The sequence below is a fragment of the Glutamicibacter sp. BW80 genome, from assembly GCF_002332385.1.
Lineage (GTDB): Bacteria > Actinomycetota > Actinomycetes > Actinomycetales > Micrococcaceae > Glutamicibacter.
The window spans coordinates 1-23,674 of record NZ_NRGV01000032.1 but is presented as its reverse complement, the minus strand read 5'-3'; the positions used below and the strand labels follow the sequence as shown (position 1 = coordinate 23,674).

Annotated in this window: 21 protein-coding genes; 12 read left to right on the top strand and 9 right to left on the bottom strand. The window is 58.5% G+C overall.

Features of this window, described 5'->3' with window-relative positions; translation table 11 throughout:
• Position 1 precedes the first annotated feature (1 nt).
• From CIK76_RS10345 to CIK76_RS10330, 4 genes are all read left to right on the top strand, one after another.
• Complete coding sequence (locus tag CIK76_RS10345) at positions 2-955, top strand: ABC transporter permease (protein WP_096286113.1); 954 nt, start codon at positions 2-4, stop codon at positions 953-955.
• On the top strand, positions 948-1,799 hold the full coding sequence (locus CIK76_RS10340; protein WP_096286111.1) for an ABC transporter permease: 852 nt from the start codon (positions 948-950) through the stop codon (positions 1,797-1,799). The genes CIK76_RS10345 and CIK76_RS10340 overlap by 8 nt, the downstream gene beginning before the upstream one ends.
• Positions 1,792-3,318: an ABC transporter ATP-binding protein gene (locus CIK76_RS10335; protein ID WP_176484167.1), complete on the top strand. Its 1,527-nt coding sequence runs from the start codon at positions 1,792-1,794 to the stop codon at positions 3,316-3,318. The genes CIK76_RS10340 and CIK76_RS10335 overlap by 8 nt, the downstream gene beginning before the upstream one ends.
• Before the next feature lie 115 nt (positions 3,319-3,433).
• The gene (locus tag CIK76_RS10330) at positions 3,434-4,273 is read left to right on the top strand and encodes a transporter substrate-binding domain-containing protein (RefSeq protein ID WP_096286107.1); all 840 of its coding nucleotides are present in this window, start codon (positions 3,434-3,436) and stop codon (positions 4,271-4,273) included.
• A 91-nt stretch (positions 4,274-4,364) separates the two neighbouring features.
• Here CIK76_RS10330 and CIK76_RS10325 read toward each other — a convergent pair whose 3' ends face one another.
• Both CIK76_RS10325 and CIK76_RS10320 read right to left on the bottom strand, forming a co-directional pair.
• Complete coding sequence (locus CIK76_RS10325) at positions 4,365-5,438, bottom strand: alkene reductase (protein WP_096286105.1); 1,074 nt, start codon at positions 5,436-5,438, stop codon at positions 4,365-4,367.
• A gap of 274 nt (positions 5,439-5,712) precedes the next feature.
• The gene (locus CIK76_RS10320) at positions 5,713-6,486 is read right to left on the bottom strand and encodes an SDR family NAD(P)-dependent oxidoreductase (protein ID WP_096286102.1); all 774 of its coding nucleotides are present in this window, start codon (positions 6,484-6,486) and stop codon (positions 5,713-5,715) included.
• Between the two features lie 245 nt (positions 6,487-6,731).
• Here CIK76_RS10320 and CIK76_RS10315 point away from each other — a divergent pair, with 245 nt between their 5' ends.
• From CIK76_RS10315 to CIK76_RS10300, 4 genes are all read left to right on the top strand, one after another.
• Positions 6,732-8,069, top strand: a complete 1,338-nt coding sequence (locus CIK76_RS10315; protein ID WP_096286100.1) for an MFS transporter — start codon at positions 6,732-6,734, stop codon at positions 8,067-8,069.
• A 51-nt stretch (positions 8,070-8,120) separates the two neighbouring features.
• On the top strand, positions 8,121-9,005 hold the full coding sequence (locus tag CIK76_RS10310) for a transketolase (RefSeq protein ID WP_096286098.1): 885 nt from the start codon (positions 8,121-8,123) through the stop codon (positions 9,003-9,005).
• The gene (locus CIK76_RS10305) at positions 9,006-9,998 is read left to right on the top strand and encodes a transketolase C-terminal domain-containing protein (protein WP_096286096.1); all 993 of its coding nucleotides are present in this window, start codon (positions 9,006-9,008) and stop codon (positions 9,996-9,998) included.
• A 126-nt stretch (positions 9,999-10,124) separates the two neighbouring features.
• Positions 10,125-10,784: a GntR family transcriptional regulator gene (locus CIK76_RS10300; RefSeq protein WP_096286094.1), complete on the top strand. Its 660-nt coding sequence runs from the start codon at positions 10,125-10,127 to the stop codon at positions 10,782-10,784.
• A gap of 110 nt (positions 10,785-10,894) precedes the next feature.
• Here the strand turns inward: CIK76_RS10300 and CIK76_RS10295 are convergent, their stop codons facing one another.
• Positions 10,895-11,542, bottom strand: a complete 648-nt coding sequence (locus CIK76_RS10295; protein WP_096286092.1) for a 4a-hydroxytetrahydrobiopterin dehydratase — start codon at positions 11,540-11,542, stop codon at positions 10,895-10,897.
• Positions 11,543-11,792: 250 nt separating this feature from the next.
• Here CIK76_RS10295 and CIK76_RS10290 point away from each other — a divergent pair, with 250 nt between their 5' ends.
• The 3 genes from CIK76_RS10290 (at position 11,793) to CIK76_RS10280 (ending at position 15,490) form a co-directional block, all read left to right on the top strand.
• Complete coding sequence (locus tag CIK76_RS10290; protein ID WP_096286090.1) at positions 11,793-13,301, top strand: AAA family ATPase; 1,509 nt, start codon at positions 11,793-11,795, stop codon at positions 13,299-13,301.
• Positions 13,302-13,465: 164 nt separating this feature from the next.
• Positions 13,466-13,969 carry a very short patch repair endonuclease gene (locus CIK76_RS10285; RefSeq protein ID WP_096286088.1) on the top strand — a complete coding sequence of 168 codons (504 nt, stop codon included), beginning with the start codon at positions 13,466-13,468 and terminating at the stop codon, positions 13,967-13,969.
• A gap of 186 nt (positions 13,970-14,155) precedes the next feature.
• Positions 14,156-15,490 carry an amidohydrolase family protein gene (locus CIK76_RS10280; RefSeq protein WP_096286086.1) on the top strand — a complete coding sequence of 445 codons (1,335 nt, stop codon included), beginning with the start codon at positions 14,156-14,158 and terminating at the stop codon, positions 15,488-15,490.
• Positions 15,491-15,595: 105 nt separating this feature from the next.
• Here CIK76_RS10280 and CIK76_RS10275 read toward each other — a convergent pair whose 3' ends face one another.
• From CIK76_RS10275 to CIK76_RS10260, 4 genes are all read right to left on the bottom strand, one after another.
• Positions 15,596-17,017 carry an ABC transporter ATP-binding protein gene (locus tag CIK76_RS10275; protein ID WP_096286084.1) on the bottom strand — a complete coding sequence of 474 codons (1,422 nt, stop codon included), beginning with the start codon at positions 17,015-17,017 and terminating at the stop codon, positions 15,596-15,598.
• On the bottom strand, positions 17,014-17,769 hold the full coding sequence (locus tag CIK76_RS10270; RefSeq protein ID WP_096286082.1) for an energy-coupling factor transporter transmembrane component T: 756 nt from the start codon (positions 17,767-17,769) through the stop codon (positions 17,014-17,016). The genes CIK76_RS10275 and CIK76_RS10270 overlap by 4 nt, the downstream gene beginning before the upstream one ends.
• Before the next feature lie 11 nt (positions 17,770-17,780).
• On the bottom strand, positions 17,781-18,587 hold the full coding sequence (locus CIK76_RS10265) for a glycosyl transferase family 9 (RefSeq protein ID WP_096286080.1): 807 nt from the start codon (positions 18,585-18,587) through the stop codon (positions 17,781-17,783).
• A gap of 119 nt (positions 18,588-18,706) precedes the next feature.
• A complete protein-coding gene (locus CIK76_RS10260; RefSeq protein WP_096286078.1) occupies positions 18,707-19,789 on the bottom strand; it encodes a nucleoside hydrolase in 1,083 nt (360 codons plus the stop codon).
• Between the two features lie 518 nt (positions 19,790-20,307).
• On the opposite strand from CIK76_RS10260, the gene CIK76_RS10255 reads away from it, so the two are divergent.
• Positions 20,308-21,744, top strand: coding sequence for a DNA cytosine methyltransferase (locus CIK76_RS10255; protein WP_217990372.1), 1,437 nt, complete (start codon positions 20,308-20,310; stop codon positions 21,742-21,744).
• A gap of 54 nt (positions 21,745-21,798) precedes the next feature.
• Here the strand turns inward: CIK76_RS10255 and CIK76_RS10250 are convergent, their stop codons facing one another.
• Both CIK76_RS10250 and CIK76_RS10245 read right to left on the bottom strand, forming a co-directional pair.
• A complete protein-coding gene (locus CIK76_RS10250; RefSeq protein WP_096286074.1) occupies positions 21,799-22,512 on the bottom strand; it encodes a SinI family restriction endonuclease in 714 nt (237 codons plus the stop codon).
• Complete coding sequence (locus CIK76_RS10245) at positions 22,502-23,356, bottom strand: TdeIII family type II restriction endonuclease (protein WP_096286072.1); 855 nt, start codon at positions 23,354-23,356, stop codon at positions 22,502-22,504. The genes CIK76_RS10250 and CIK76_RS10245 overlap by 11 nt, the downstream gene beginning before the upstream one ends.
• Positions 23,357-23,674 lie beyond the last annotated feature (318 nt).

Genomic DNA, 23,674 nt, shown 5'->3' with positions numbered 1-23,674 from the left:
GTTGCTATCCCTCTCATCGGCGCTGCGCCGAGTCGTAGGACTCGGCGCAGCGGTCCTGCTTTCGTCCTTCGCGGTATTTCTCGTACCCTTTGTCTCCCCCGGAGATCCGGTGCGCGCGCTGCTCAGAGCGCGCATGGACATCGGAGCCGCGGATGAGGCGGCGGTGCAAGCCTATGCCCAGCAATTTGGCCTGCATGACCCGATGCTGGTGCAGTTCGGTCGCTGGCTTGGCCGGTTTTTCACCGGCGACATGGGGGTCTCTTTTGTCAGCGGAACTCCGGTGGTCGACCAGGTGCTGCCCGCCATTGGCGTCACCCTGGCTTTGGCCGGCTGCGCCCTGCTGGTGGCCATCCTGGTCTCCATAGTGCTGGGTGTGCTTGCGGCCACCCGTGCCGGGCAATGGCCGGACCGGATCATCACCTCGGTGACCCACGCGCTGATTGCCATTCCCGAATATGCGCTGGCTCCGCTGCTGGTCTTGCTCTTCGCGGTGCGCTGGTCCTTGCTTCCGTCGGCCGGATTCGAATCCCCCGCATCATTGGTGCTTCCGGTGTTCGTGCTGGCACTGCGGCCGATCAGCTTTTTCAGCGTGGCGGTACGCTCGGGCGTGCAGCAGGCGCTGGATTCTGAACATGTGCTGGCCGCCAGGGCCCGCGGCCTGAGCCGAAGCCAGGCGCTGATCCGCCACGTCATCCCCCATGGCCTGCTTCCGTTGTGGACCATGGTCGGGGTGTGGTTCGCGGGACTGCTGGGCGGTTCGGTCATCGTGGAAGTCATTTTTGCCATCCCGGGAATGGGACGGCTGATCTTCGACGCCATCGTGGACGCCGACATCCCGGTTGCCCAGGGCGGGGTTGTGGTGGTCGTGGCCTGCGCCGTGCTGGCCACGGGGATCATCGATCTGGTGCACCGGCTCAGCGACCCGAATGTGCGCATTGGAGTACGCCATGACTAAAAAATCTCTTCGCGGGCTGTTGTTCAACCCGCCGGTGATCGTCCTGCTCATCGTTTTGTTCGCGACCATCTCGGCGCCGTGGATTTCACCTTTTGACCCGGATGCGCAAAGCCTCTCCGAACGTCTTGAATCGCCGAGCTGGGCACACCTGCTAGGCACCGATGCGTTGGGACGCGACACGTTGAGCCGGGTGCTTCACGGTGGACGCTTCTCCTTGGCCGTAGCGCTGATCACCACGCTGTTCTCCTTGCTGGTGGGTACCTGTCTGGGCCTGCTCAGCGCACTGCGCGGAGGCTGGCTCGACGAGATCTTCCTGCGGGTCAACGACCTGCTGCTGGCGTTGCCGGAGATCGTGATTGCACTGTTGATCATCGCGGTGATGGGCCCCGGATTCACCACCATGGTGCTCTCGGTGGGCGTGGTGGCCTGGACTCCTACGGCACGCTTGGTGCGTTCGCTGGCGGTGCAGGCACTCTCCACCCACCATGTGGAAGCATCCAAGCATGTGGGTGCCTCGCGCTGGTTCATCCTGCGCCACCATGTGTTCCCGTTTGTCGTCGGTCCCGTGCTGGCCCAGGCCGCGTTGCGCTTTGGCCTGTTGCTTGTCCTGCTCGGCTCGCTGTCCTATCTGGGCATCGGCGTCCAGCCGCCGCAGTCGGACTGGGGGTCCATGCTCGCCGACGCGCAACCCCATGCAACGCGTTCACCTTGGGGACTGATCGCACCGGGTGCGGCAATATTCTTGGTGAGTTTCTGCGTGACCCTGCTGGGCAACCGCATTACCCAAACGCTCAACGGGCAAGATGTCCTCGCAGCCGAGGCCAAGGCAGATCTTAATGACTAAAGAACTTGAAATCATCGAATTATCGGTCAGCGCCGGAAGCAAATCGCTGCTTTCCAAGGTCAGCTTCTCGGTTCGTGCCGGCGAACTCGTTGCCGTGGTCGGGCGCTCGGGTTCCGGAAAAACTCTGTTGACCAAGGCGATCATGGGTCTTCTGCCGGCCCAGCTGCGCGCCGAGGGCGAAATCCTGCTCGGCGGCGAACGCATTGACCAGCTTGATGACCGAGGCATGGATGCCGTGCGCGGGCGGCGCATCGGCATGCTCTTCCAGCAGCCCAAACGAGTCATGAACCCGCGCCTCACCGTCCGCGCGCACCTGCTCGAGGCCCTCGGCGCGCACGGCGCCGGCAAGGCCCGCAGGCATGAGGCCCAGGTCGAATCCTTGCTCCATGAGGTGGGGCTCGCCCCAGCCGCGGAGATCGCCGGCAAGCGTCCCGACCAGCTTTCCGGTGGCATGGCTCAGCGAGCCATGCTGGCCATTGCCTTGGCGGGGAACCCGGAGTTCATCCTGGCCGACGAACCCACCTCTTCCTTGGATTCCATCCTGAAATCCGAGGTCCTGGAATTGCTGCGTCGCAAGCAGCAAGAACGCGGACTGGGCATTTTGCTCATCACCCACGACATCGCCAGCGTCCGGCATATTGCGGATCGAATCGTGGTGGTCAGCGACGGCGAAATCATTGACCAGTGCCCCACTGCCATGATCTTCTCCAAGGACCGGCACGCCAAAACACGTGAACTGGTTGATGCCACCCAAGCCGGGCCGCGGCAGAGACGCGAAATTAGTTCCGGGTGCATCCTTGAAGCCCGTTCGGCCGGCAAGAACTACACGCGCCGGTCCAAGGGCCGCGCGGCCCTTGAACCCACCACGCTGCGTTTGCATGCCGGTGAAATCCTTGGCGTGGTGGGCCGCTCGGGCTCAGGCAAAAGCACCTTCGCCAGATTGCTCGCCGGCCTGGAGAAGCCAACCAGCGGCCAGATCCTTACTCATCATGAGCACTTCACCCCCAATGCCGTTCAGGTCATAGCGCAAGAGCCCTTTTCCTCCTTTGATCCTGCCCTGACGCTTCGCAAGAGCCTTAGTGCAGCGGTGCACCGATTGCCGGTGCTAGAGGCCACGAAAATCGTTGAGAATGCCATGACCCAGGTTGGGCTTCCCCTGCAGCTGCTGGACCGGAAGCCTGGCCAGTGTTCGGGCGGCCAATTGCAGCGCATAGCCATAGCCCGCGCCTTGCTGGTCGCCCCGCAGGTGTTGATCTGTGACGAATCGACCTCTGCGCTGGATTCCGTGGCCCAGCGCCATATTTTGGACCTCTTGCTGGAGCTGCGCGATCGGCTGGGGTTGTGCCTGGTGGTCATTTCCCATGACATGGACGTGATCCGCTATGTCAGCGACAATGTCGCCGTTTTCTACGAAGGCGAACTCGTTGAGCATCGCAGCCTTGACGAGTTCCTGTCCTCCGCCGAACATGAACACAGCCAGGATCTGGTGGCCGCGCTCAGTGCTACGAGCGGGGTTTAAACAGCGTCACCTATTCCGCTTGGTCGGCACCATGTCAAAACGCAGAAGCAAGGCAACCGGAGAACTCTCCATAACTCTTGCGCGCTGACTAGGTCGGCTTATAGATTGATGGGCTATGACCAAAACTTTTTCCAGGCCGCAGTCCGTAACTCGTCTCCTGCCGGTGTTCGCGCTCGGCGCGGTGTTGCTCACCACGGGATGCTCCACCCCGAATCCGGGTGAGAGCAATGCTGCGGCGCCCGCGGCAACTGATACCCGGCTGGCCAGCGTCAGCGAATCGGGAATCCTCAAGGTGTGCACCACCGGCGACTACCGTCCGTTCACCTACCTGGATCCGGACACCGGCGAATGGTCGGGCATCGACATCACCATGGCCAAAGATCTGGCCGAATCGCTGGATGTCGAAGCCGAGTTCGTCCAGACCACGTGGAAAGACCTGATGCCGGACTTCCTTTCCAAGTGCGATATCGGCGTGGGCGGTGTCTCCATCTCCATGGAACGCGCCCAACAGGCCTACTACAGCGAAGCCACGTTGGATGAAGGCAAGACTCCGATCACGCTGTGTGAAAACGTCGAAAAATACGACACCGTGAAGGAAATCAACAAGCCTGGCGTCCGCTCGATCACCCCCATTGGCGGGACCAACGAAAAATTCGCGGAGGCCAATTATCCGGAAGGGGAAATCATCCGCTTCGAAGACAACAACACGATCTTCGACGAGATCATCGCCGGGCGTGCGGACGTGATGACCACCGATGCCTCGGAAACGCGTTGGGTGGCCAACGAGCACCCCGAGCTGTGCGCGGTGCATCCGGATAAGCCATTTAATTTCTCGCAGAAGGCCTATCTGCTGCCGCTGGGTGACGACGAATTCCAAGAATATGTTGATCAGTGGCTGAACATGGCCAAGAATGACGGCACTCTTGCCGCCGCAGAGAAGCCATGGTTCGGCTAGCCGATACCGGTTGAAGCGAACAAGTCGCATCCATCCGTTGAATACCGGAGAGATGCGACTTGTTTCATGCCATCTTTGGCTGGCCCAGCGGCTAGTTCTGCCAGAACGGGTAGTCCGTGTAGCCCTCGGCGCCCTCGGTGTAGAAGGTGGAGGCATCCGGTTCGTTCAGCGGCAGCTCTTCGCGCCAGCGGCGCACCAGATCGGGGTTGGCGATGGCAGGGCGCCCCACCACAACCGCATCTGCCCAGCCACCGGCGGCGACCGCGGTGGCATCCTCATAAGTGGTAACCGTTTGGAACCCGGTATTCAGCAGCACCGGTCCGCCAAAGGTGGTACGCAGACCCTGGACGAGGTCCCCCGAGGGTTCCTTATGCAGAATACTCAAGGCAGCCAGTCCTAGCGGGGCGATTCCTTCAAGCAAGGCCGTGTATGTCGCGGTGACGTCGGCTCGATCCAGCTCGGTGGCACCCTGGACGTTGTGCTCGGGAGAGATGCGCAGTCCGGTCTTACCCGCGCCGATCGCGTTGGCCACAGCCTTCACTACCTCGATGACAAAGCGGGCGCGGTTCTCCGGGGACCCGCCATAGTTATCGGTGCGGGTGTTGGAGCTCGGTGCGAGGAACTCATGCAGCAGGTACCCGTTGGCACCATGCAGCTCGACCCCGTCAAATCCGGCGGCGATGGCATTGCGCGATCCCTGCACGAACTCCTCGATGATTCCCGGCAGTTCAACGGCGCCCAGGGCACGAGGCACCGGGTAGGGGTGCTTGCCGGTGTAGGTTCGTGACTCGCCTTCCACGGCGATGGCACTGGGCGCGACAATGTGGTCCTGCCCGGTGGTCCCCGGATGTGTCACTCGCCCGGCATGCATTACCTGGGCAACAATGAGTCCGCCTTCGGCATGGACCGCGTCGGTCACCTTCTTCCAGCCGGAGATCTGTTCCGCCGTGGCCAGTCCAGGCTGGCGGACAAACCCCTGGCCGGTCACGCTGGGATAGACGCCTTCGCTGACGATCAGGCCCATCGATGCGCGCTGCCGATAGTACTCGACCACTTGGTCGTCCGGGACCCCGTCCTTGCGGGAGCGTGAACGGGTCAGTGGCGCCATCACCAGTCGATTGGAAAGGCTGAGATCTCCGAGCGTAAGAGGCGAGAACAGATCCATAGGTAGGACTCCTGAAGATTGTAGTTGCTTCGTGCAACCTGCCAGCCGGGAACTATATTCCAGCTGGGCGCCTCAAGTGAGATGGATTACGCGCTGATTTCGCAGCGCGCAGACCTGCTTCCGTGGCGAATCTTCTCTGGGCGTCCAACGAATAAAAGCGAGCAACGGCGCTGGAAGTTGCGCCGTTACTCGCTTCGTTTCGAATCACTAATACTGAGCGCATCCGTCAGTCACGATGCGGTAGATGCCGGTGATTGCAGATGAGGTGCCGCGCTTAGTGCATGTGGCTTCCACCATTAATGTCAATGGTGGTGCCGGTCAGGTACGAGGCGCCGTCCGAGGCAAGGAAACCGATGACCGAGGCGATTTCGCCGGTGGTTGCCGTGCGCCCGATGGGGATTCCGGCGGCAATTGCGGCTTCTTGTTCATCGGTGCTGCCAACGCGGATGTTGGTGTCTACCGCTCCCGGAGTAATAGCGTTTACGGTCACTCCGGTAGCTGAGATCTCACGAGCCAGCGCCTTGGTGAAGCCGAGAATCGCGGCCTTGGCCGAGGAATAGGGAACCTTGCCAAAAACTCCGCCGCCGCGTTGGGCCGAAACCGATGACATGTTGATAATCCGCCCCCAGCCGCTTTCAATCATTTCCGGCAGGAAGGCCTTGGACACCAGGTAGGTGCCGGTGGCGTTGACGTTCATGACCTTGTGCCAAATTTCAAGCGTTGTCTCGAGGAAATCGACCGGAGAGGTTATTCCGGCAATATTCACTACCGCTCCGGTGGGCGGCAAATCTCCCGCAGCTACCTGAGCTGCCACGGCAGCCTGCGCGGTGATTACGGATGCTTCATCGGCAACGTCAATACGGTGGCCGAACGCGGGAACACCGAATTCTTCGGCGATATCTTGTGCAACGTGCTCGGATGCGGCGTGGTCGAGATCGAGGATCACGACGCCCCAGCCTTCGCTGGCAAAGTGGCGTGCGGTGCTCACGCCGATTCCACGGGGTGAAGTGGCTCCCGTCAGAACGGCGGTGCGCTGGATTTGCTTCATTGCTTTCCTGCTTTCGTTTCGGCTTCTCCTTGCAATGCTTCGGAAAACCTAAGTGAGCGATGGCCCAGTCTTGCCGGAGCACCCTCGATACATGTGGTGCACACCACCTTAGTTAAGTTTACTGTTAACAGTCAACTGTTAAATTAGCCCTTGACAGAACTTGTGCTGGCGCTCACACTTCTAATAGTGTTGACTGTCAACAGTGAATGCTTTCCTCTCCCCACAAACCACGAAGGGACCCACTCATGAGCAGCGAAGCTCTAAACATGCGCGGTCCGATCCACGGCACCAAGGACGCCAAGCGCGTTGCGGTAGGTTCCAGTGTCGGAGCCACCATTGAAACCTATGACTTCATCGGATTCGGGACCGCGGCGGCCCTCTACTTCGGCCATACGTTCTTCCCCGGAACAGACCCCTTGACGGGCACCCTCGCGGCCTTTGCCACCTTGGGCGTCGGCTTCGCGGCCAGGCCCTTGGGCGGCATTATTGGTGGCCACCTCGGCGACAAGATCGGCCGCAAGCCGGTGCTTGTGACCTCGCTGATCGTCATGGGCTTGGCAACCTTTATGATCGGGCTGCTGCCGACCTACGAGCAGGTAGGCGTCTTGGCTCCGGCCCTGCTGGTCCTCGTGCGCATCGTCCAAGGCTTGGCCTTCGGCGCCGAATGGGGCGGAGCTATTCTGATGACCTACGAACACGCCCCGTGGAAGCACAAGGGAAGGTTCACCGGCATCGTCCAGTCCGGCTTCCCGGTAGGGCTGTTGCTGGCAAACCTGGTATTCCTGGTCAGCGTGCAACTGCCAGGCGACTGGGGTTGGCGAGTGCCATTCTTGGCCAGCATCCTGCTCGTCATCGTGGGACTGGTCATTCGTTCGAAGGTTCCGGAATCCCCGGTTTTTGACGATGTCAAAAAGGCCGGCGAAATCGTCAAGTCACCCATCAAGGAAGTCATCCGCACCGATTGGCGCAATATCCTGCGCGGCATTGGGCTGCGCATTGCTGAAACCGCCGGTTACGCGGTCTCCATCACCTACATGATCTCCTACCTGCACACCACCGGTTTGGCGGCAAACTGGGAGACCCTCACCGCCTTGAGCATCGCCTCGGCCATCGGCATCTTCGCCACCTACAGCTGGGGCAGGCTGACCGACCGGGTAGGCCGGCGATCCGTTTACATTCTGGCTTGCAGCTTTGCGGCGCTCTTCGGCATCCCGATGTTCCTCATGGTGAACACCGGCTCGTTCTTGATGATCATCGCCACGATCGTCATCGCCTACGCCGTTTGCCAAAACTCGATGGCAGGAGCCCAAGGCGCCTGGTTCCCCGAGCTCTTCCAAGCCAAAACCCGCTCCTCCGGCGCCTCGCTGGCCTACCAAATTTCAGCCATGGTTTCCGGCTTCACCCCGTTCATCACCACGCTGCTGTTCATCCAGTTCGGCTGGATGGGCCCGGCAACCCTCTTTATCGGCTACGCGGCCATCGGCCTCTGGGCGGCATTGATCACCAAGGAAACCTGGGGTCCTCGTGAGCGCCAGCTAGCCGACGAAGCCGTCGCAGCCCACCCGCAGACGAGCAGCGTCTAATAACTCCATTCGACCAGGGCCTATGCTAAATAACTTCTGAAAGGACATACCGTGGCAATCACAGCCATCAAGGACAAGACGTTGAATCTCGATCAGCGCACCAAAAAAGTACGCGACGCCGCGTACCGCATCCGCCATCACGCGCTCAATATGGGCGAAGTCCAAGGCCAGGGCTACGTGGGGCAGGCATTGGGCGCAGCAGATATGTTCGCCTCCGTTTATGCCGACCAGCTGGCTTTCCGCCCCGCGGAGCCCGAGTGGGAGGACCGGGATCGCTTCTTGCTTTCCACCGGCCACTACGCCATTGGCTTCTACGCCGCACTGGCCGAGGCCGGAATCGTTCCCGTAGAAGAGCTGGAAACCTACGGATCGGATGATTCCCGGCTTCCGATGTCAGGCATGTCCACGTACACCCCTGGCATGGAAATTTCAGGTGGTTCGCTGGGCCACGGCCTGTCCATCGCGGTGGGCATGGCGTTGGGGCTGCGCCACCAGCACAAGAACCAGCGAATCATCAACTTCCTCTCCGACGGCGAATTAGACGAGGGCTCCACGTGGGAAGCCGCCATGGGCGCCGCACACCATCAGCTGGGCCACCTGATCGCGATGGTGGACATCAACGCCTTGCAAGCCGATGGCGCTACCGCAGGGGTGCTACGCACCGAGCCGGTGACGGAAAAATGGGAAGCATTCGGCTGGTATGCGCAACGGGTAAACGGCAACGACCCGCGCGCCTTGCTGCAGGCCTTCGACAATATCGAAGCCCAGGCTTCCATTACCGGCCGCCCCTCGGTCATCCTTTGCGACACCAAGGTGGGACGTGGAGTACCCCTGCTGGAAAACCGCGAGAAGGCACATTTCATGCGCATCGAAGAGAACGAATGGCAAATCTGCCGCGAGCAACTGACCGAAGGCTTCGAAAGGAGCAACCACTAAATGTCTGCCACCGCTAAACCACGCCTGAAAACCTCCGCGATGATCGCCTCATTCGCGGAGCCCGGCCAGAAAACCGCCGCGGCGCCCTTTGGCCATGCCTTGGCCAAGGCTGCCGAAAATGACCCCCGCATCGTGGGGCTGACGGCCGATCTGGGCAAATACACCGATATGCATATCTTTGCCCAGCAGCATCCGGACCGCTTCTTCCAGATGGGCATGGCCGAGCAGCTCTTGTTCGGGGCCGCCGCGGGGTTCGCCGAAACAGGGCTGGTACCCTTCGCTTCGACCTATTCGGTCTTCGCTGCCCGCCGCGCCTATGATTTCCTCTGCCTGGACGCGGCAGAGCCCAACCTCAACGTGAACATTGTTGGTGGATTGCCGGGCCTGACCACCGGATACGGCCCAAGCCACCAAGCTACCGAAGACATCGCCATTTTCCGTGGCATGCCGAATCTGACTATCGTGGACCCCTGCGACTCGATCGATATCGAACAGTCGGTGCCGCAACTTGCCGCCTGTGCAGGCCCGACGTATCTGCGCCTGCTACGCGGCAAGGTACCCACCGTCCTGGACGAATACGGCTACACCTTTGAACTGGGTAAGGCCAAGGTCCTGCGTGGCGGAAACGATGTCGTCTTCGTATCCAGCGGGCTGATGACCATGCGCGCGCTGGACGCAGCGAAGGAACTAGCCAAGCACAATGTGGATGTCGCCGTGGTGCATTCCCCCACCATCAAGCCCTTCGATTCGGAAACGGTCTTGAAGGAGGTCGCCGGAGACCGTCTGGTGGTGACGCTGGAAAACCATTCGGTCATCGGCGGGTTGTTCGAGACCTTGGCCTCGACCATGATTCGCGGCGGAGTCTCCTCCACGGTTGTGCCGATTGGCCTGCCCGATGAGTTCCTGGATGCAGGCGCCTTGCCCACCCTCCACGAACGCTACGGGCTGTCGATCAACTCGATTGTCACCAAGGTTCTGGCAGAGCTCGACTGATTCACCGAGTTGTCCAGCAGGTTGATGTGCCTTTGGGTGGGTGCGGTGTTTCCACCGCACCCAGCCAACGCGCTAAAATCAACAGTTAACAATCAACAGTTGGATTCCAAGCTTTAGGGGCACTCAATGGCCATCGCCGATTCTTCCCTGGTAGGGCTTCGCAAGAAGAGCCTGCGCGAGCAGGCGCTGATTGCGTTGCGCCGTGCCATTACCACCGGCGAGTTGCAGCAGGGTACCCATCTGGTGGAAACCGAGTTGTCTGCCTCGATGCAAATCAGCCGAGGCACCTTGCGGGAAGCACTGCGCCAGCTCGAGCAAGAGGGCCTCGTGTCCGCCGGCGAACGCGGAAGGCTGTCGGTTCGCCACCTGGACAACAAGGAAATCCAAGACATCTTTGCGGTCCGCGCCTCGCTCGAAAGCCTCGCGGCCACCACACTGCTGCAGCGCGAGGATCTGGCCGATGCCCTTGCCCAACTGCGCGCGGCGGTGAGCAACATGGACCGGTTGGCAGGCAACGAAATCGAGGAGCGGATCGAAGCAGACCTCGAATTCCACCGCACTCTGTGCCGGCTTTCAGAGAATGACACCTTGCTGCATGCCTGGGAACAGCTCGAAGGTTCCATCCGCATGTCCATCATGTTCGGTGGATTCGAGCGCGGGGTGCGCAACATGGATGTCGCGCGACACTTCAAATTGGTGGACACCATCGAAGCCGGCGACAGCGCTGCGGTGAATGCGGAAATTGCCGAGCATATGCGCATTGCCGCCGAAACCCTGATGGACTAGCGGCGCTCAAGCCTCGCTCAGCTTTGGTCAGAACTCGATAGCGCAGCCGTCCAGTAAACCTGTGCCCCGCCACGCGAAGGCGAGGGTGACCGGCGTGAAGGCAGACCTACCTAGCGGCCCATCTCGGTGCAAACGCAGAGCCTGTTTCCCTGCGGATCCGTGGCCACCACGAAGCTCGGCGCATGGTCGTGGTTCAGCCTGGCTCCGACGAGCTTGAGCCCATCGATGATATCCCAATGGTGGGAGTGCGGCACCGAGACATCCACGTGGAATCGGTTGTCATTGGGGGTATCGGTGCTTTGGAACCAGATGGCCGGTCCACGTCCGTAGGGGTCGGTGAGGCTGCCGTCGCTCTGCTCCTTGTAGCCCAGCGCCGTGCGCCAGATTTCGGAGATCTGTTCCCGGTCATCGGTATCGATGGCGATTTCCACCGGCCGAATGAGATTCAGATTCGCCGGGGCACCGTGCTTCTCGGCAAGCTCAGAGATCTTTTCGGCCAGCTGGGTATCGCGTAGCGATACTCCCCCGACATCATGGGAGACCAGTGACACGAACAGGGTGTCATAGCGCCAGTCCACATCCGGATGATGGTTGGATGCTTCCGCCAACGCGCCGATTTCGGCGAAGAACTCCAAGGCGACGGCAGCTGAGGGGCATTTGAAGGCCGTGCGCAGAACTCCCAGCACGTATCGCCAGTGCGGCAGCTGCGATAGCTTGGCTTCTCGGGTTGCCTGATCCAAGACTTCTTTGTCCGACATGGTCCTCGCCTCTCGTGCATTCACGAATTCGCGGTCACCGCGAAACTACGACTCTCGCATACCGATAGTCTCCCACCATCATGGCGAGGCGTGAAGAGCTGGCCGGATTCAATCAGACTTCACTGCGGTAGCGGCCGGCAGCGTTCCCCGGTCACCGGATCAGGTAAACGCTCAGCGGATCCCGGCGTACTGATTAACCAGCCAAGTCAGGCTCTGGTTCATTGGTCGCATCCACTGGTATTCTCGGCTCATGGATGAAGAATTGCGCGGGTTCATGAAGTCTTTCGCTCAATTAGCGAGACTCGCCGACCAATACCAAGAGCACCACAAGGGGCAGCTCCTGGCCCCTGTACTGGCTGAACATCTAGGATTAGATCCTGGCACGCTCTCCCTCGTTGTTGAAAACTTCGCGTCCCACCGCTTGGCCGACGCGAACATTGTCCTGGAACGATTGATCTGCGTTGATCCGCAGGCAAGAGTCATCGGTTTGGCAGGCCAGGAACGGCATCATTTTGACCTGAGCGACTTGGTTGGCGTTCAAGGCAACTTCGGCGTCCTTGGCGAACCTTCCTACACCACGCTAGCGGTGGGTCCTGGAAGGCAGCAACGATTCCTGTCTTTTGGCATTCACTTATTCACCACCGGGCAAACACCCATGGTCATCCTGTTGCGCCAGGCAAACCCGGAATACGGCAAACCGGAAGCGACTTTGGAAGTCTTGTGCACTGATGAGAAGCTTGTCGATTCCTTCCTCGCCGATTTCCGCGAGGGACTGCACACCACCAGCATCTACCGCGGACAAGTCATCTCCTTCAAGTCCAGCGAGTACTCCGAATCAAATGCCGGCATCACCTTCCACCAGCGCGAAGAAATCAGTGACGAGCAGCTGATCCTTCCAACGGGTCTGCGAGAACGAATCGAAGAGCAGGTTCTGGGCATCGGAATTCACCGTGATGCCCTCTTGGCCCACGGTTCCCATCTCAAACGCGGGGTGCTGCTTTATGGCCCGCCGGGGACGGGCAAGACCCACACGGTTCGTTATCTGGCTTCGGCGGCTAAGGATCATACGGTCATCTTGCTCAACGGCAATACCTTGTCCTTGGTTTCGCAGGCCTCAGCCATGGCTCGTGCGTTGCAGCCATCCATCGTGGTGCTCGAGGATTGCGATCTGATTGCCGAAGACCGCAGCTTTGGCCATGGACCGCAGCCCTTGCTCTTTGAGGTCTTGGATTCAATGGATGGACTGGATCCTGACGCAGACGTGTCATTTGTGCTGACCACCAACCGGGTGGAATCCTTGGAACGGGCTCTAGTCCAGCGTCCGGGACGTATCGATCTGGCGGTCCAGATACCCCGGCCCGATTTTGACGGGCGCAAGGCGCTGCTGCGGCTCTACGGTTCAAAACTGGAGTTGTCCCAGGAAACGGTGGACTCGGTGGCTCAGCTGACCGAGGGCACTACCGCGTCATTCACCCGCGAGGTAATCCGCCGGGCCATCTTGACCGCGTCCATCGCCGGAGTGCCGGTCACCGAACGGCACGTGCGCATTTCAGCGGCGGACCTCATGGACGATTCCGCGACGTTGACCCGGAACTTCCTCGGCGGCACCGAAGACCCAGATCTGAACGGCGGGGAACCGGACGAGGAAAGCTATGGATCCTTCGGTTGGTCGCCACTGCCTGACACGAGGGACTTCGGATTTGTCACCGATACCGAATCGCTTTCTGGCGAAGAGTCGCCTGAAGCGAAAGACGACTAGTCCGTTGCTTGGGTCGCGCCGAGTGGGAATTGGTAGGTGAAATCCTGCCAATTGTTCCTCTTGCTTCGTTGTCCTTGCTCCAACGCTGGGCAGGTCAAATTTGAAATCGCTGTGGCCAGCCAACCGAGCTGGCTCGCCCCGCAAGCAAGCGCGCACAATGGATTATGGACACCGTATCGGCCGAGCAGCGCTCGCGGATGATGTCGCGCATTGCGAGCAAGAATACCCAACCTGAACTTGCCTTGCGCAGACTGCTGCATGCCGCAGGCTACCGCTACCAGTTGCATGGCGCGCTGCCGGCGCGGAAGTCAGCCGCAATCCGTGCGGAGCATCCAGACATCCGCCTGCGCGGTGGCAAGCTGCCTGGCTCGCCGGATCTGGTGTTCACGGCCAAGAAGAAGGTGATTTTTGTGAACGGCTGCTTTTGGCATGGCCATGACTGCCCCGTGGGTAGCCGCCGTCCCTCGTCCAATACCGGGTATTGGAACCCGAAGCTGGACGCCAATATCGCCCGCGATCTCCACAACCGCCATGCCCTGGCTTCTCTGGGCTGGGAATCGCTAACGCTCTGGGAATGCGAACTGCATTCGGTCGACGAGGTACTGCGCAAAACCACCGGATTCCTCGGACCTCCGCGCACGGCAGCTTCTCCTCAAACCGGTCGCTAGCTGACGGCCCGGATTCCACTCGCGTTCGCCTGCCCACGCCTTCTGCTGCGCGGCATCTCCGGGAAATCCAAGACGCGCAAAACCCGAGGCAGCTCCCGACGTTAACAATGTGACTTGCACCTCAGGTCAGCATGCCCTGCTATAGAGTTTCAGGAAAACCTCCCTTGTCGAAAGGCAATCACACCCATGTGCGAACACGACCACAACGCTGGCCCGGTCCCCAACCAAGTCCTCGCCCGGCGCAGCGTGATGGCCGGAGCGGCGGCGCTGGCGGGCCTGGGCGCGCTTGGCTTCGCGGCACCCGCTTCGGCGGATTCCGGCGAGCGCGGCGCACTTGCAGCGAGCTACCACGGCTCGGCGTTGAAAACAGTCCCGATCATCATCGAGGGCGGCACGCTCATCGATCCTGCCACCGGAGACACAGTGGAAGACGGCGTGGTGGTGCTGCGCGACGGCAAGGTCGAAGCCGTTGGAACCCGGGAGGCCACCCGGAAGGCGGTGAAGGACGCGGCCGGGCAGGCAACTCGCATCGATGCCACCGGCAAGTTCATCATCCCCGGGATGGTGGATGCCCACGTGCACGCAAATGGGCTGGAGGACGTCCGCCTGATCCTGCAAAGCGGGGCGACCACGGTGCGCAGCGGATCATCCACCTTCTACCAGGACATTGCGCTTGCCTCGCTGCCTAAATGGAATCCTGGGCTTTCGCCTCGCATGCATCCGGCAGGCTTGTTCGTCTCCCCCGAACAAGGCGACTCGATCCTCGCAGATCCCGAGCTGGCTCCGCTGGCCGCCTTGGAGGGCAACATCCGCGACGTCAAGGATCTCGCCTATCTGACCGGGGTGAATCTGCGCCGCGGCGCAACGGTCATCAAGACGCGCGCCAATCCGCGCGCGGGCCTGGCCGAGCAAGACCCGTTGGAGCTGGTCTACGACCGGGAGCAGCTATCGGCCATCGTGAAGGCGGCCCGCGGAGCCCGGGTGCTCTGCCACGCCTACAGCGCCAAGGGCATTGCCGGAGCCGTCGGCGCTGGAGTGGCCAGCATTGAGCACGGAGTCTTCGTGGATGAACAGACCATCGGCCAGATGGCCCGCCGAGGCACCGCATTCACTCCGACCCTGGCCGGGGTGGCCGGAATGGCCAACTCATCGGATCCGGTGATCGCCGAGCGCGGCCGCGAGTTCGGCCCGGTACTGGCGCAGGCCGTGCGCGCTGCCAATGAGGCTGGAGTGCTGGTGGTCGCCGGGACCGACTCGTTCGGCACGGATGTCATGCCGATCGGAGTCGAGGCACAGGCGTTGGAAGACGCCGGACTCTCTGCGCTGCAGGCGCTGCAATCGGTGACCACCCGTCCCGCGAAGCTGATCGGCGTCGAGCGCCAAGGCGTGGGCCGGCTGCTTCGCAAGGGCGTGGCGGATGCAGTGATCCTGGGATCGAACCCGCTCGAAGGAACACAGGCCCTCTCCAAGGTAGAGGTGGTCATTGCACAGGGGAAGATCGTACGCAACGAGTTGAACTGAATCGCCGGGCCCGGTCACCGCACAGCGCTGCACGTTGCCGTTGGACAACCTCCTAGCTCGACTCACAATTTGCACGTGACCTGAGTTGAGCGAAGGTTGCCGAGACTAGGAAAGCCGGGCTATTGGCTCGGGCTTCCCGGGCATTTGATGGATCCGGTGCGTGGTGCTGCGCATGAAATCCTTGTCGTGGGTGGAGAGGAGCACCGCTCCCCCACGCAGCAGCACCGAGTCGATGACCTCTTGCAAGCGCGCCATACCCACCGAATCCAAGGCCTCAGTTGGTTCATCCAAGAGGAGGATCTGTGGTTCGCGGACCAGAACGGTCGCTAGGGCTACGAGTCGGCGAGCCGACGCCGGCAACTCATAGGGATGAGTCTCGGCAAAAGCTTCCAATCCGAGTCGCGTGAGGACTTCGGGGACACTCAGTCGTTGTGTTCCCTTCTTGGGAAGGCCGAAAGATACTTCGCGCAAAACGGTGCGTTCGAATAGCTGGTCGGAGGAATTCTGCAGAAGCATCCCGGTAGGAGCTGATACCGCCAGGGTGCCGGAATTTGGCTGCAGCAGCCCTGCGGCGGCTTTGAGCACCGTGGTTTTACCCGACCCATTAGCACCCGCCAGTCCAACGCATTCACCGGCCCGCACTTGCAGGTCCAGTCCTTCGAGAACAAGCTGCTCGGCACCCGCGTAACCCAGTTGGACTTCGCTGAAGTCCAAGAGAACCTCTGTCATGGCAGGAATGACACGGCGTTGGGTTGGCACATGGACGGAGTCCCGCAATTGATCTTCTGCCGAATACTTGCTCAGCTGCCCATTCGCTAATTTCATCAATGCGTCTGCGTTGTCGACCCACGGCCTAGCAGTCCTGCTCAAGACCACCATTGCGGTGCCGTCAGCGCGAAGCCGGGAAATCATATCGGTGACTGCGACCGTCGCTTCGGAGTCCAAACCCGCCAGCGGCTCATCCAAAATCATGGCAGAAGGCTCCGAAATAGCCAAGGCAGCCAAGGCGACGAGTCGTTCCTGTCCGCCGGAAAGTTTCGCAGGATCGCGTTCGAGCAAATGGTCCAAGTTCAGGTGCTTGGAAAGCCCTGCGATGCGCTGGCGCAACGCATCTCGTGGCATGCCCTCGTTCTCGAGTGAGAACACGAGTTCCTCGGCCACCGTTTCACGGATCCGTGAAAGATAGTGCCCAGCTTCCTGCGGCAGCAAACCGACGTGCTTGGCCCACCCGGCCACATTAATGCGCTGGCTTTCCAGATCGGCATATTCGATCCGTTGCCCAGCCAGGTTTATTGTTCCCAGGCATTGGTCTGCGCCCTGCCGCGGCAAGATTCCTGCCAGCACCTCGCCTAGCGTGGACTTGCCTGAACCGGATTCCCCGACAACGACTGTCAATGAGCCCGGAGCCAAATTCATATTAATGCGCCGCAAGGAATCAAGCTCGGCGCCGGCATAGCGGAAGCGCTCAATGTTGAGGTCGAACAGCACAGAATTCCCCGTGCGTGAGTTCTCTTGATTCTCTATCATGGACTCCCCCAGAAGGGTACCAATATTGCTATCGGGCCCAGCACGGCGCCGAGCAGGGCAATCCACCGGACACGTTGCTGGGTGACAGAATCTGCTACGGTTCGCAGTCTGGTGTGGGATCTGGCTGCAGGAAATCCGCGGGCTGACAGGTGCGCCGACCTGTCGTGGGCATCCTGCAGAGAGGCAAGCACTAGCGGGACCGCCCGCAACCGCAACCGTTGGAACCAGCCCGAGAGGCCGCGTCCAGTTCCCGCTCCGCGTAGTGCCTGCGCTTGGCCGATGGTGCGCTGCTTCTCGGCCATATGTGGCAAGAGGAACAGTGAGGCCGCCAGCAGGTACCCCACCTGCGGCGGTGCCGGAGACAGGTCTATGGCTGCCACCAGCTGATGCTTATCGATCAGCAAGGTGCAGAGCAACCCTGCCACCACCAGCACCGCAGTGCGCAGACCCAAAACCATGGCTGTTTCCAGCCCTCCTTCAGTCACCCTGAACGGGCCGGCCGCAGCGATGAGCCCGGACGTCTCCTGGGAGACGAGCCCATGGATCAAGAGCAAGGACGCGAACGTAGGAATCAGGATGGCAGCACTGAGGACCGCCAGCCGTCGCAGATGTCCTGTCCAACCGGCAACCAGTACGCAGGCAGTGATGACCGCGCAGCTCAACCACCAGAGGGCAGCGGCGGTGGTCATCGTAACGACGGCTGCCGCCAGAGCCAGTACGGTAAATGGGTGCAAGTTGATGGACTTGGGCATAGCAGATGGGCTTACTTGGTTCCGCGCTGGCCTAGCACCCGGTAACGGCGGATGAAGTCAAAACTTCCGCTCAAACGCTTGGGCAGGGCGTAAATCAGCAAAGCAGCAATGAGGAAGACAATGGCCTTGTCCCCCGGATCTGAGATCAAGGCCTGCTTGGTCACGGCCGAAAGCAGCGAGTCGCCCATGGAGCGGAAAGCCGCAACCACTGCGCCGGTGCCTACACCCGAAGTTCCGCCGAAGACAAAGGCCGCCACCGGAGCTGAAACCACGCCGACCAGAACACCTGCCACGACACCTGCCACTGGGGCAAGATACGGGCGGCGCAGCGCACCGAAACGAGCGGCGGTTCCCGCAAGGAAGCCGACCAATGCAGCACCAGCTGCGAAGGGCAAGACGGTGGGGGCGAACAGTGACCAGATCAGTGTGCTGAGCACACCGGTGGCTGCACCGGCCCGGCGGCCCGCCAAGAACCCTACGAGCACCGTGCCAATCGAGTCGAGGTAGAGCGGGACCATCACGGATCCAACGAATTGCCCCAAAACGATGTTCAGGGCCAGCGCTACTGGGATCAGCGTGAGAGTGGATACCGGCAAGTCCGGAAGCACTGCGACCAAAAGCATGACGGCGGCAGCCAAGTAGGCAGCAAAGGTAACCAGTGCGACGCCCTGTCCCAGTCCTTCGGCTATGCCCGTGGGTTGGGTAATGACTAGGGCCAGGTAGGTGCCGACTAGGAGCAGGGTGCCAGCGCCGGCCAAAAGCCTGCGACGCAGAACTTGGGAGCTGGTTTCATCGGGCAAAAGCAGATTCGGTGACATAGAAAAGCATTCCTCGGTACGAATGTGGCTGTGCACCCAAGTACTACTGGGTGCGTGCGAGTGCGGGGCCTAATGTCACCTCGGCCCGGTAGACAATTCTAGCTCAGCCTGAGCTGAGTTCAGGAGTCCGTTTTCAATTTCCGCGCTAAGCTCCCCAAACGCGTAATGAGTTCGGCAAACCCGGCCTCCGGATCGTTGCCGGTGACTACGTGCGCATTTGCTGGCTTGCCCCACAGCCCTCGGAAATCGGCCACGGTGGTTCCGAAGAGGAGCTTAGATTCAGTTTCCACGTCCACGGTGGCGGGTCGACTTTGATAGTCGAGAGTTCCAGCGGCTACACCTGCGGCAAAGTAGTCGTGGACATGGGCAATGTAGCCTTGCTCGTAGTGCCGGTGGAACTCGAAGTAGAACCGCAGGGCATCTGACAGATAGCGCACCAGCGGATTGGATGCAGTGCTCAGAGTTCCTTCCGGGTCGCTTGCCAATACAAGTTCGGGCTCCGAGCACCCGGCTTCCACCGCCAAGTGAGTCAAGAATTCCGGCTGCATTTCGAACCGCTCAGTGGTATCCAGTGAGCACACGATGGGAAGTTTCTCGGAAGGCAAACCTTGTTCCGCGGCTTCTGAATAGGCAGCAAAAACTTCCTTCGCAGCGTGTGGATCAACGTGGGTGTTCCACTCCGCGGTAGGTGTGGTGTTGCCTTGGTAATTGAAGGCACCGCCCATGATGACTACCTTGCGCAGCAACCAGGGAAGCTTTGGTTCACTGCGTAGCGCCAGAGCAAAATTGGTGAGTGGTGCGCTGAGCAGAGCCGTGAGCTCACCAGGGTTGGCCCGAGCTGCATCGATCCAGTAGTCCACGGCATCAGTATCGGGCGAAGTTTCGGCGGGCGAGCCTGGCAGCGTGGCGTAGCCGACTCCTTGGGGACCGTGAGTTTCGGGGGTGGTTACCAGAGGTATTTCTAGTGGCTCGCGTGCACCGATAAGCACCGGCACGTGCGGCTTTCCGCAAAGTCGCAACAGAGCGCGATTATTTGCCGCGACTTGGTCAACGTCAACATTGCCAGGGGTACTGGTGACTGCCTTGATTTGCACGTGCTCGAGGGCGCAGAGATAGGCCACCGCTAGTGCGTCGTCAATGCCGGTGTCGCAGTCAACCAGAAAGCGCACATGCTCAGGTAAAAGTTGGTCAATCTGGCTCATAATTTTTACCCACCTCGCTCCAATCGAACACGAATATTCGATACCAAATTCTGACTCAGCTTCTCTGTGGTTGGAACGGGGCTTCCCCGCCTCGCCTATTGAAAACTTCACCTATGAACGTGCGAACCAATCCGCCACAGGTTCAAATGGTACCTGGCACCCTGCAATGCCTAAATTCCCTCAATACCATATACTCAAAATTCAGGATCAGCCTAGTATCACGGTACCTGGCTCAACGTCAGCAGCGAGGATTAAAAATATTAAAAATATTTCATCCGATACCCTGAACCCTAATACTGGCAAGCAGCCTCACACGAGGCATGAGTCGAGTATTGCATGCAAGCTATTTCCTGGAGGCGGAAAAGAGATTTATCTCCTTCGTTCAGTAGGTGACATTTCGGTTAGGTTTGACTCGATCATCTCGAAATGGCATTCTCCCCAGATCATTGCAGATAGAATTTAACTCCGTCGCAGGGCAACGCACACCACCCCTCAGCAAATGGTATAGAATAAGTTTCGTGGAAGAAACAAGTTTGAAACCATCACAGGCCGTTGGCGTTCGAGAAGCATCCGAGCTGCTCAAGGTAAGCCCGCAAATAATTCGACGATATCTCCGTGAGGGGCGGCTTACTGGTATTCAGATTGGCCGCACATGGTGCATTGATAGCTCAGCCCTTGCTGCACTGGCTCGTGAGACCGGCGCTGTAGTTGTGACCGAAAATCAAACACGAGAAAAGGTTCCTTCAGAAAAGATGAAGGTACTTAGTTTTTTCTCGGGCGCAATGGGACTAGACCTTGGTCTTGAGCGAGCAGGACTAGAGACTATTTTGGCATGCGAATTCGACAAATGGTGCCGGCAAACCATAATGACAAACCGCCCCGGACTCCCACTCCTAGGCGATATTTGGCAGTACACGCCTGACCAGATCCGGGACACTGCCGGCCTTGGCCCCGATGACGAAATCGATGTCATTGCCGGGGGGCCTCCATGCCAGGCGTTTAGCACTGCCGGAGCGCGCCGCGGCTTTGCAGACATACGAGGAAACGTATTCTTGCACTTCATAGATCTAATTGCCGAGCTCAAGCCAAGATACGCAGTACTCGAGAATGTTAGAGGATTACTATCGGCAGCACTCAGGCATCGACCACTTGATCAACGTGGCAAAGGTTTTCCAGCTCTTGAACCCGACGAGCAACCGGGCGGCGCATTAGCGTTTGTTGTTCAAAAACTAAAGTCTGCGGGGTATACCGTTTCATTTAACTTATACAACGCAGCGAATTACGGAAGCGCTCAAGTCCGAGAAAGAGTCGTCGTAATCTGTACTCGGGATGGGGAAAGAGTTCCATACCTACCTCCGACGCATTCGAAAGACGGAGGGTTTGGGCTAACCCCATGGCGCACCTTCAATGATGCCGTTTCTACCCCGGAAGCTATCCAAACTCACGATCATCTAGCATTCCCAGAAAAGCGCCTAAAATACTACAGAATGCTCAGTTCAGGTCAATACTGGAAACATCTACCCGAGAATCTACAGAAAGAAGCACTCGGACAAAGCTATTTCAGTGGTGGCGGCAAGACCGGGTTCTTGAGGCGGCTTGCCTGGGATAAACCGTCTCCAACTTTAGTGACGCATCCTGCGATGCCAGCGACCGACTTAGCCCATCCTGAAGAATTACGCCCATTGAGTGTGCAAGAATACAAGCGGCTACAGGATTTTGATGATTCCTGGCAATTAAGTGGCCCCTTGCTCGCGCAGTACAAGCAACTAGGAAACGCGGTTCCAGTTCGACTGGGCGAAGCAATAGGCAGAGCTTTGATTGCGCACGAGGCGGACGAAATTTGGGACGAGCTAGACGGATTCCCATATTCTAGATACAAGAACACGTCAGATCGCCATCTAGAGGAAAAAAACTTTCCGGAAATTGAATTTTCACCGTTGGTTGTAGCCCAGTAACGAGCGAACAGGCGGTTCTAATAATTAAATTAGAACCGCCTGCCGCAAACATACCTAATAAGCACCAATATACCTTCGGACAAATTCTGCAAATCCTTCCTCTGATAGCAAGCGAGACTTTGACTGAGATATTTCATTTAACTTGTCCCAATATGTTTCGGCGTCTTTGGCGTTGAAGCGGTGCCATTTTTCAATATCAGTCCCATTCCGCACGCTAGAACTAGAAGAATTCTCAGAATTACTTCGGTTCTTAACTTGAATAGCAGTCCAGGTTGCATCTCGTTTCGGATAAATAAAATCGACGGCACGAACAGTCTCACCGGAACACCAAATCCAACCAACTGGTTCCAGATTCTCTGCAATATACATTTCCAAGAGGGAACCAAGTACATTTTCCGAAGCCATGGCATTGCGATGCCATTCAATAGCCTCATCTAGCTGTTCAATAGAAACGCCAAAATGATGCTGCATTATGATAGAAACTACGGGGTCACTCTCAGTCTGCGGAAGGGAGATCGAACGAGCCTCCCGGCCTTTTACAAATTTAGAAATCAACGAAACCGCGTGATATTCATCGCCCATTTCAACACTCTTTTTACGGGGCTTGGGTATTAGGTCAATATTGTTTCGCAAGAATGAAAACAGATGCCTAATCTTGGTATGTAGTTCTCGATGCAAAACGGGTGCTATGCATCGCTCAATGACCTTCTCGTCAAAATAGACCAGCTCCGAAGCGTAAGCGAAATCTGACGGAGAATCAGATACCACGGGTGCGCTCTGTTGACAGGTTTACCTTCAAGTCATTTGCAGTAATCGTCAAATCAGCTGGTGACACTCCGGTACGCGCGAGGTTTTCAATACCATACCCACTGATAAGCGCACGTGTGCTCATTCCTACGTCTTCAGCGATGCCAAGGATCAGCTCATAAGTACCAATGCCTCCCAGGGTATTCCAATAATCGGCACCTAGCAGAATCGGCTTATCATTAACGAAGTCAAATAGTCTTTTCGGTGGACTAAACTTGTAAGATTCGCGTGTTTCACCATATGGATTATAATATAATCCAAAGTATACGTTTCTACTCGAATCATCGGCCGCGATCTTGAGTAAATCGCGTTTAGCTTCGGCGGTCTGGTCTAAATTAGGCTTAACGGTTTTAATGCTCATGAAATTTTCAACACCGTCTTTAACCCAAAACAGATCCGTTCGGACACGTCGCGTATCAGGCGTTCCATACCTTCCGGCAACTAACACGCGCTCCAGATCGTTCTCCCAATTGGGTTTGTATCCTGAATTGCCGGTCCGAGATTCACGAGCAATTGTTTCAATCTCGTCCCATTGAACAGTTGTAAGACTGACTAGTGTATCTTTTTGGCAAGCGCTTTCAGTTGCCCCAGATCCTTCGCAGATAATTCTTGAAATTTTTTCGATGACAGCCTGACCAAAAGATGTAGAAAAAGATCTCTCAAACCTACTCCAAAAAACGACTTCCGGGCTCAGCAATGCGGCATGGAACGGTCTATTGGTGTCGTCGTTCGCAAGCCGGGATAAAGTTCTATTTACACAATCCGTGAAAAGTTCGTAAATTTTGTCTCGCACGCTGGCTTCCATCCTCGTGAAACTCCTTTTTAATAAAAATAAATTGATTACAAAATGGTATCACGCAGCTATAAGCTTCTCATGTAACAGCTAACTAGAACTAAATTCTTTCAGAAACAAATAACGGCATAAAATATCCGGCTCAAGGCTGTTGGAGGTTTGTGGGCTCTTCAGGATTGAGGGTGTAAACACTGCCTAAACCCACCAGTCTCCAATAGCGACCGTGCGATATAGTGCGCCAAATTCTTGAACCCCAAAGCGATAACCCCGCAGATGCTCCAACCTGTCGTTCAAAGCCTCGGTAGGACCACAGGGCTTCCGCAAAGTCGC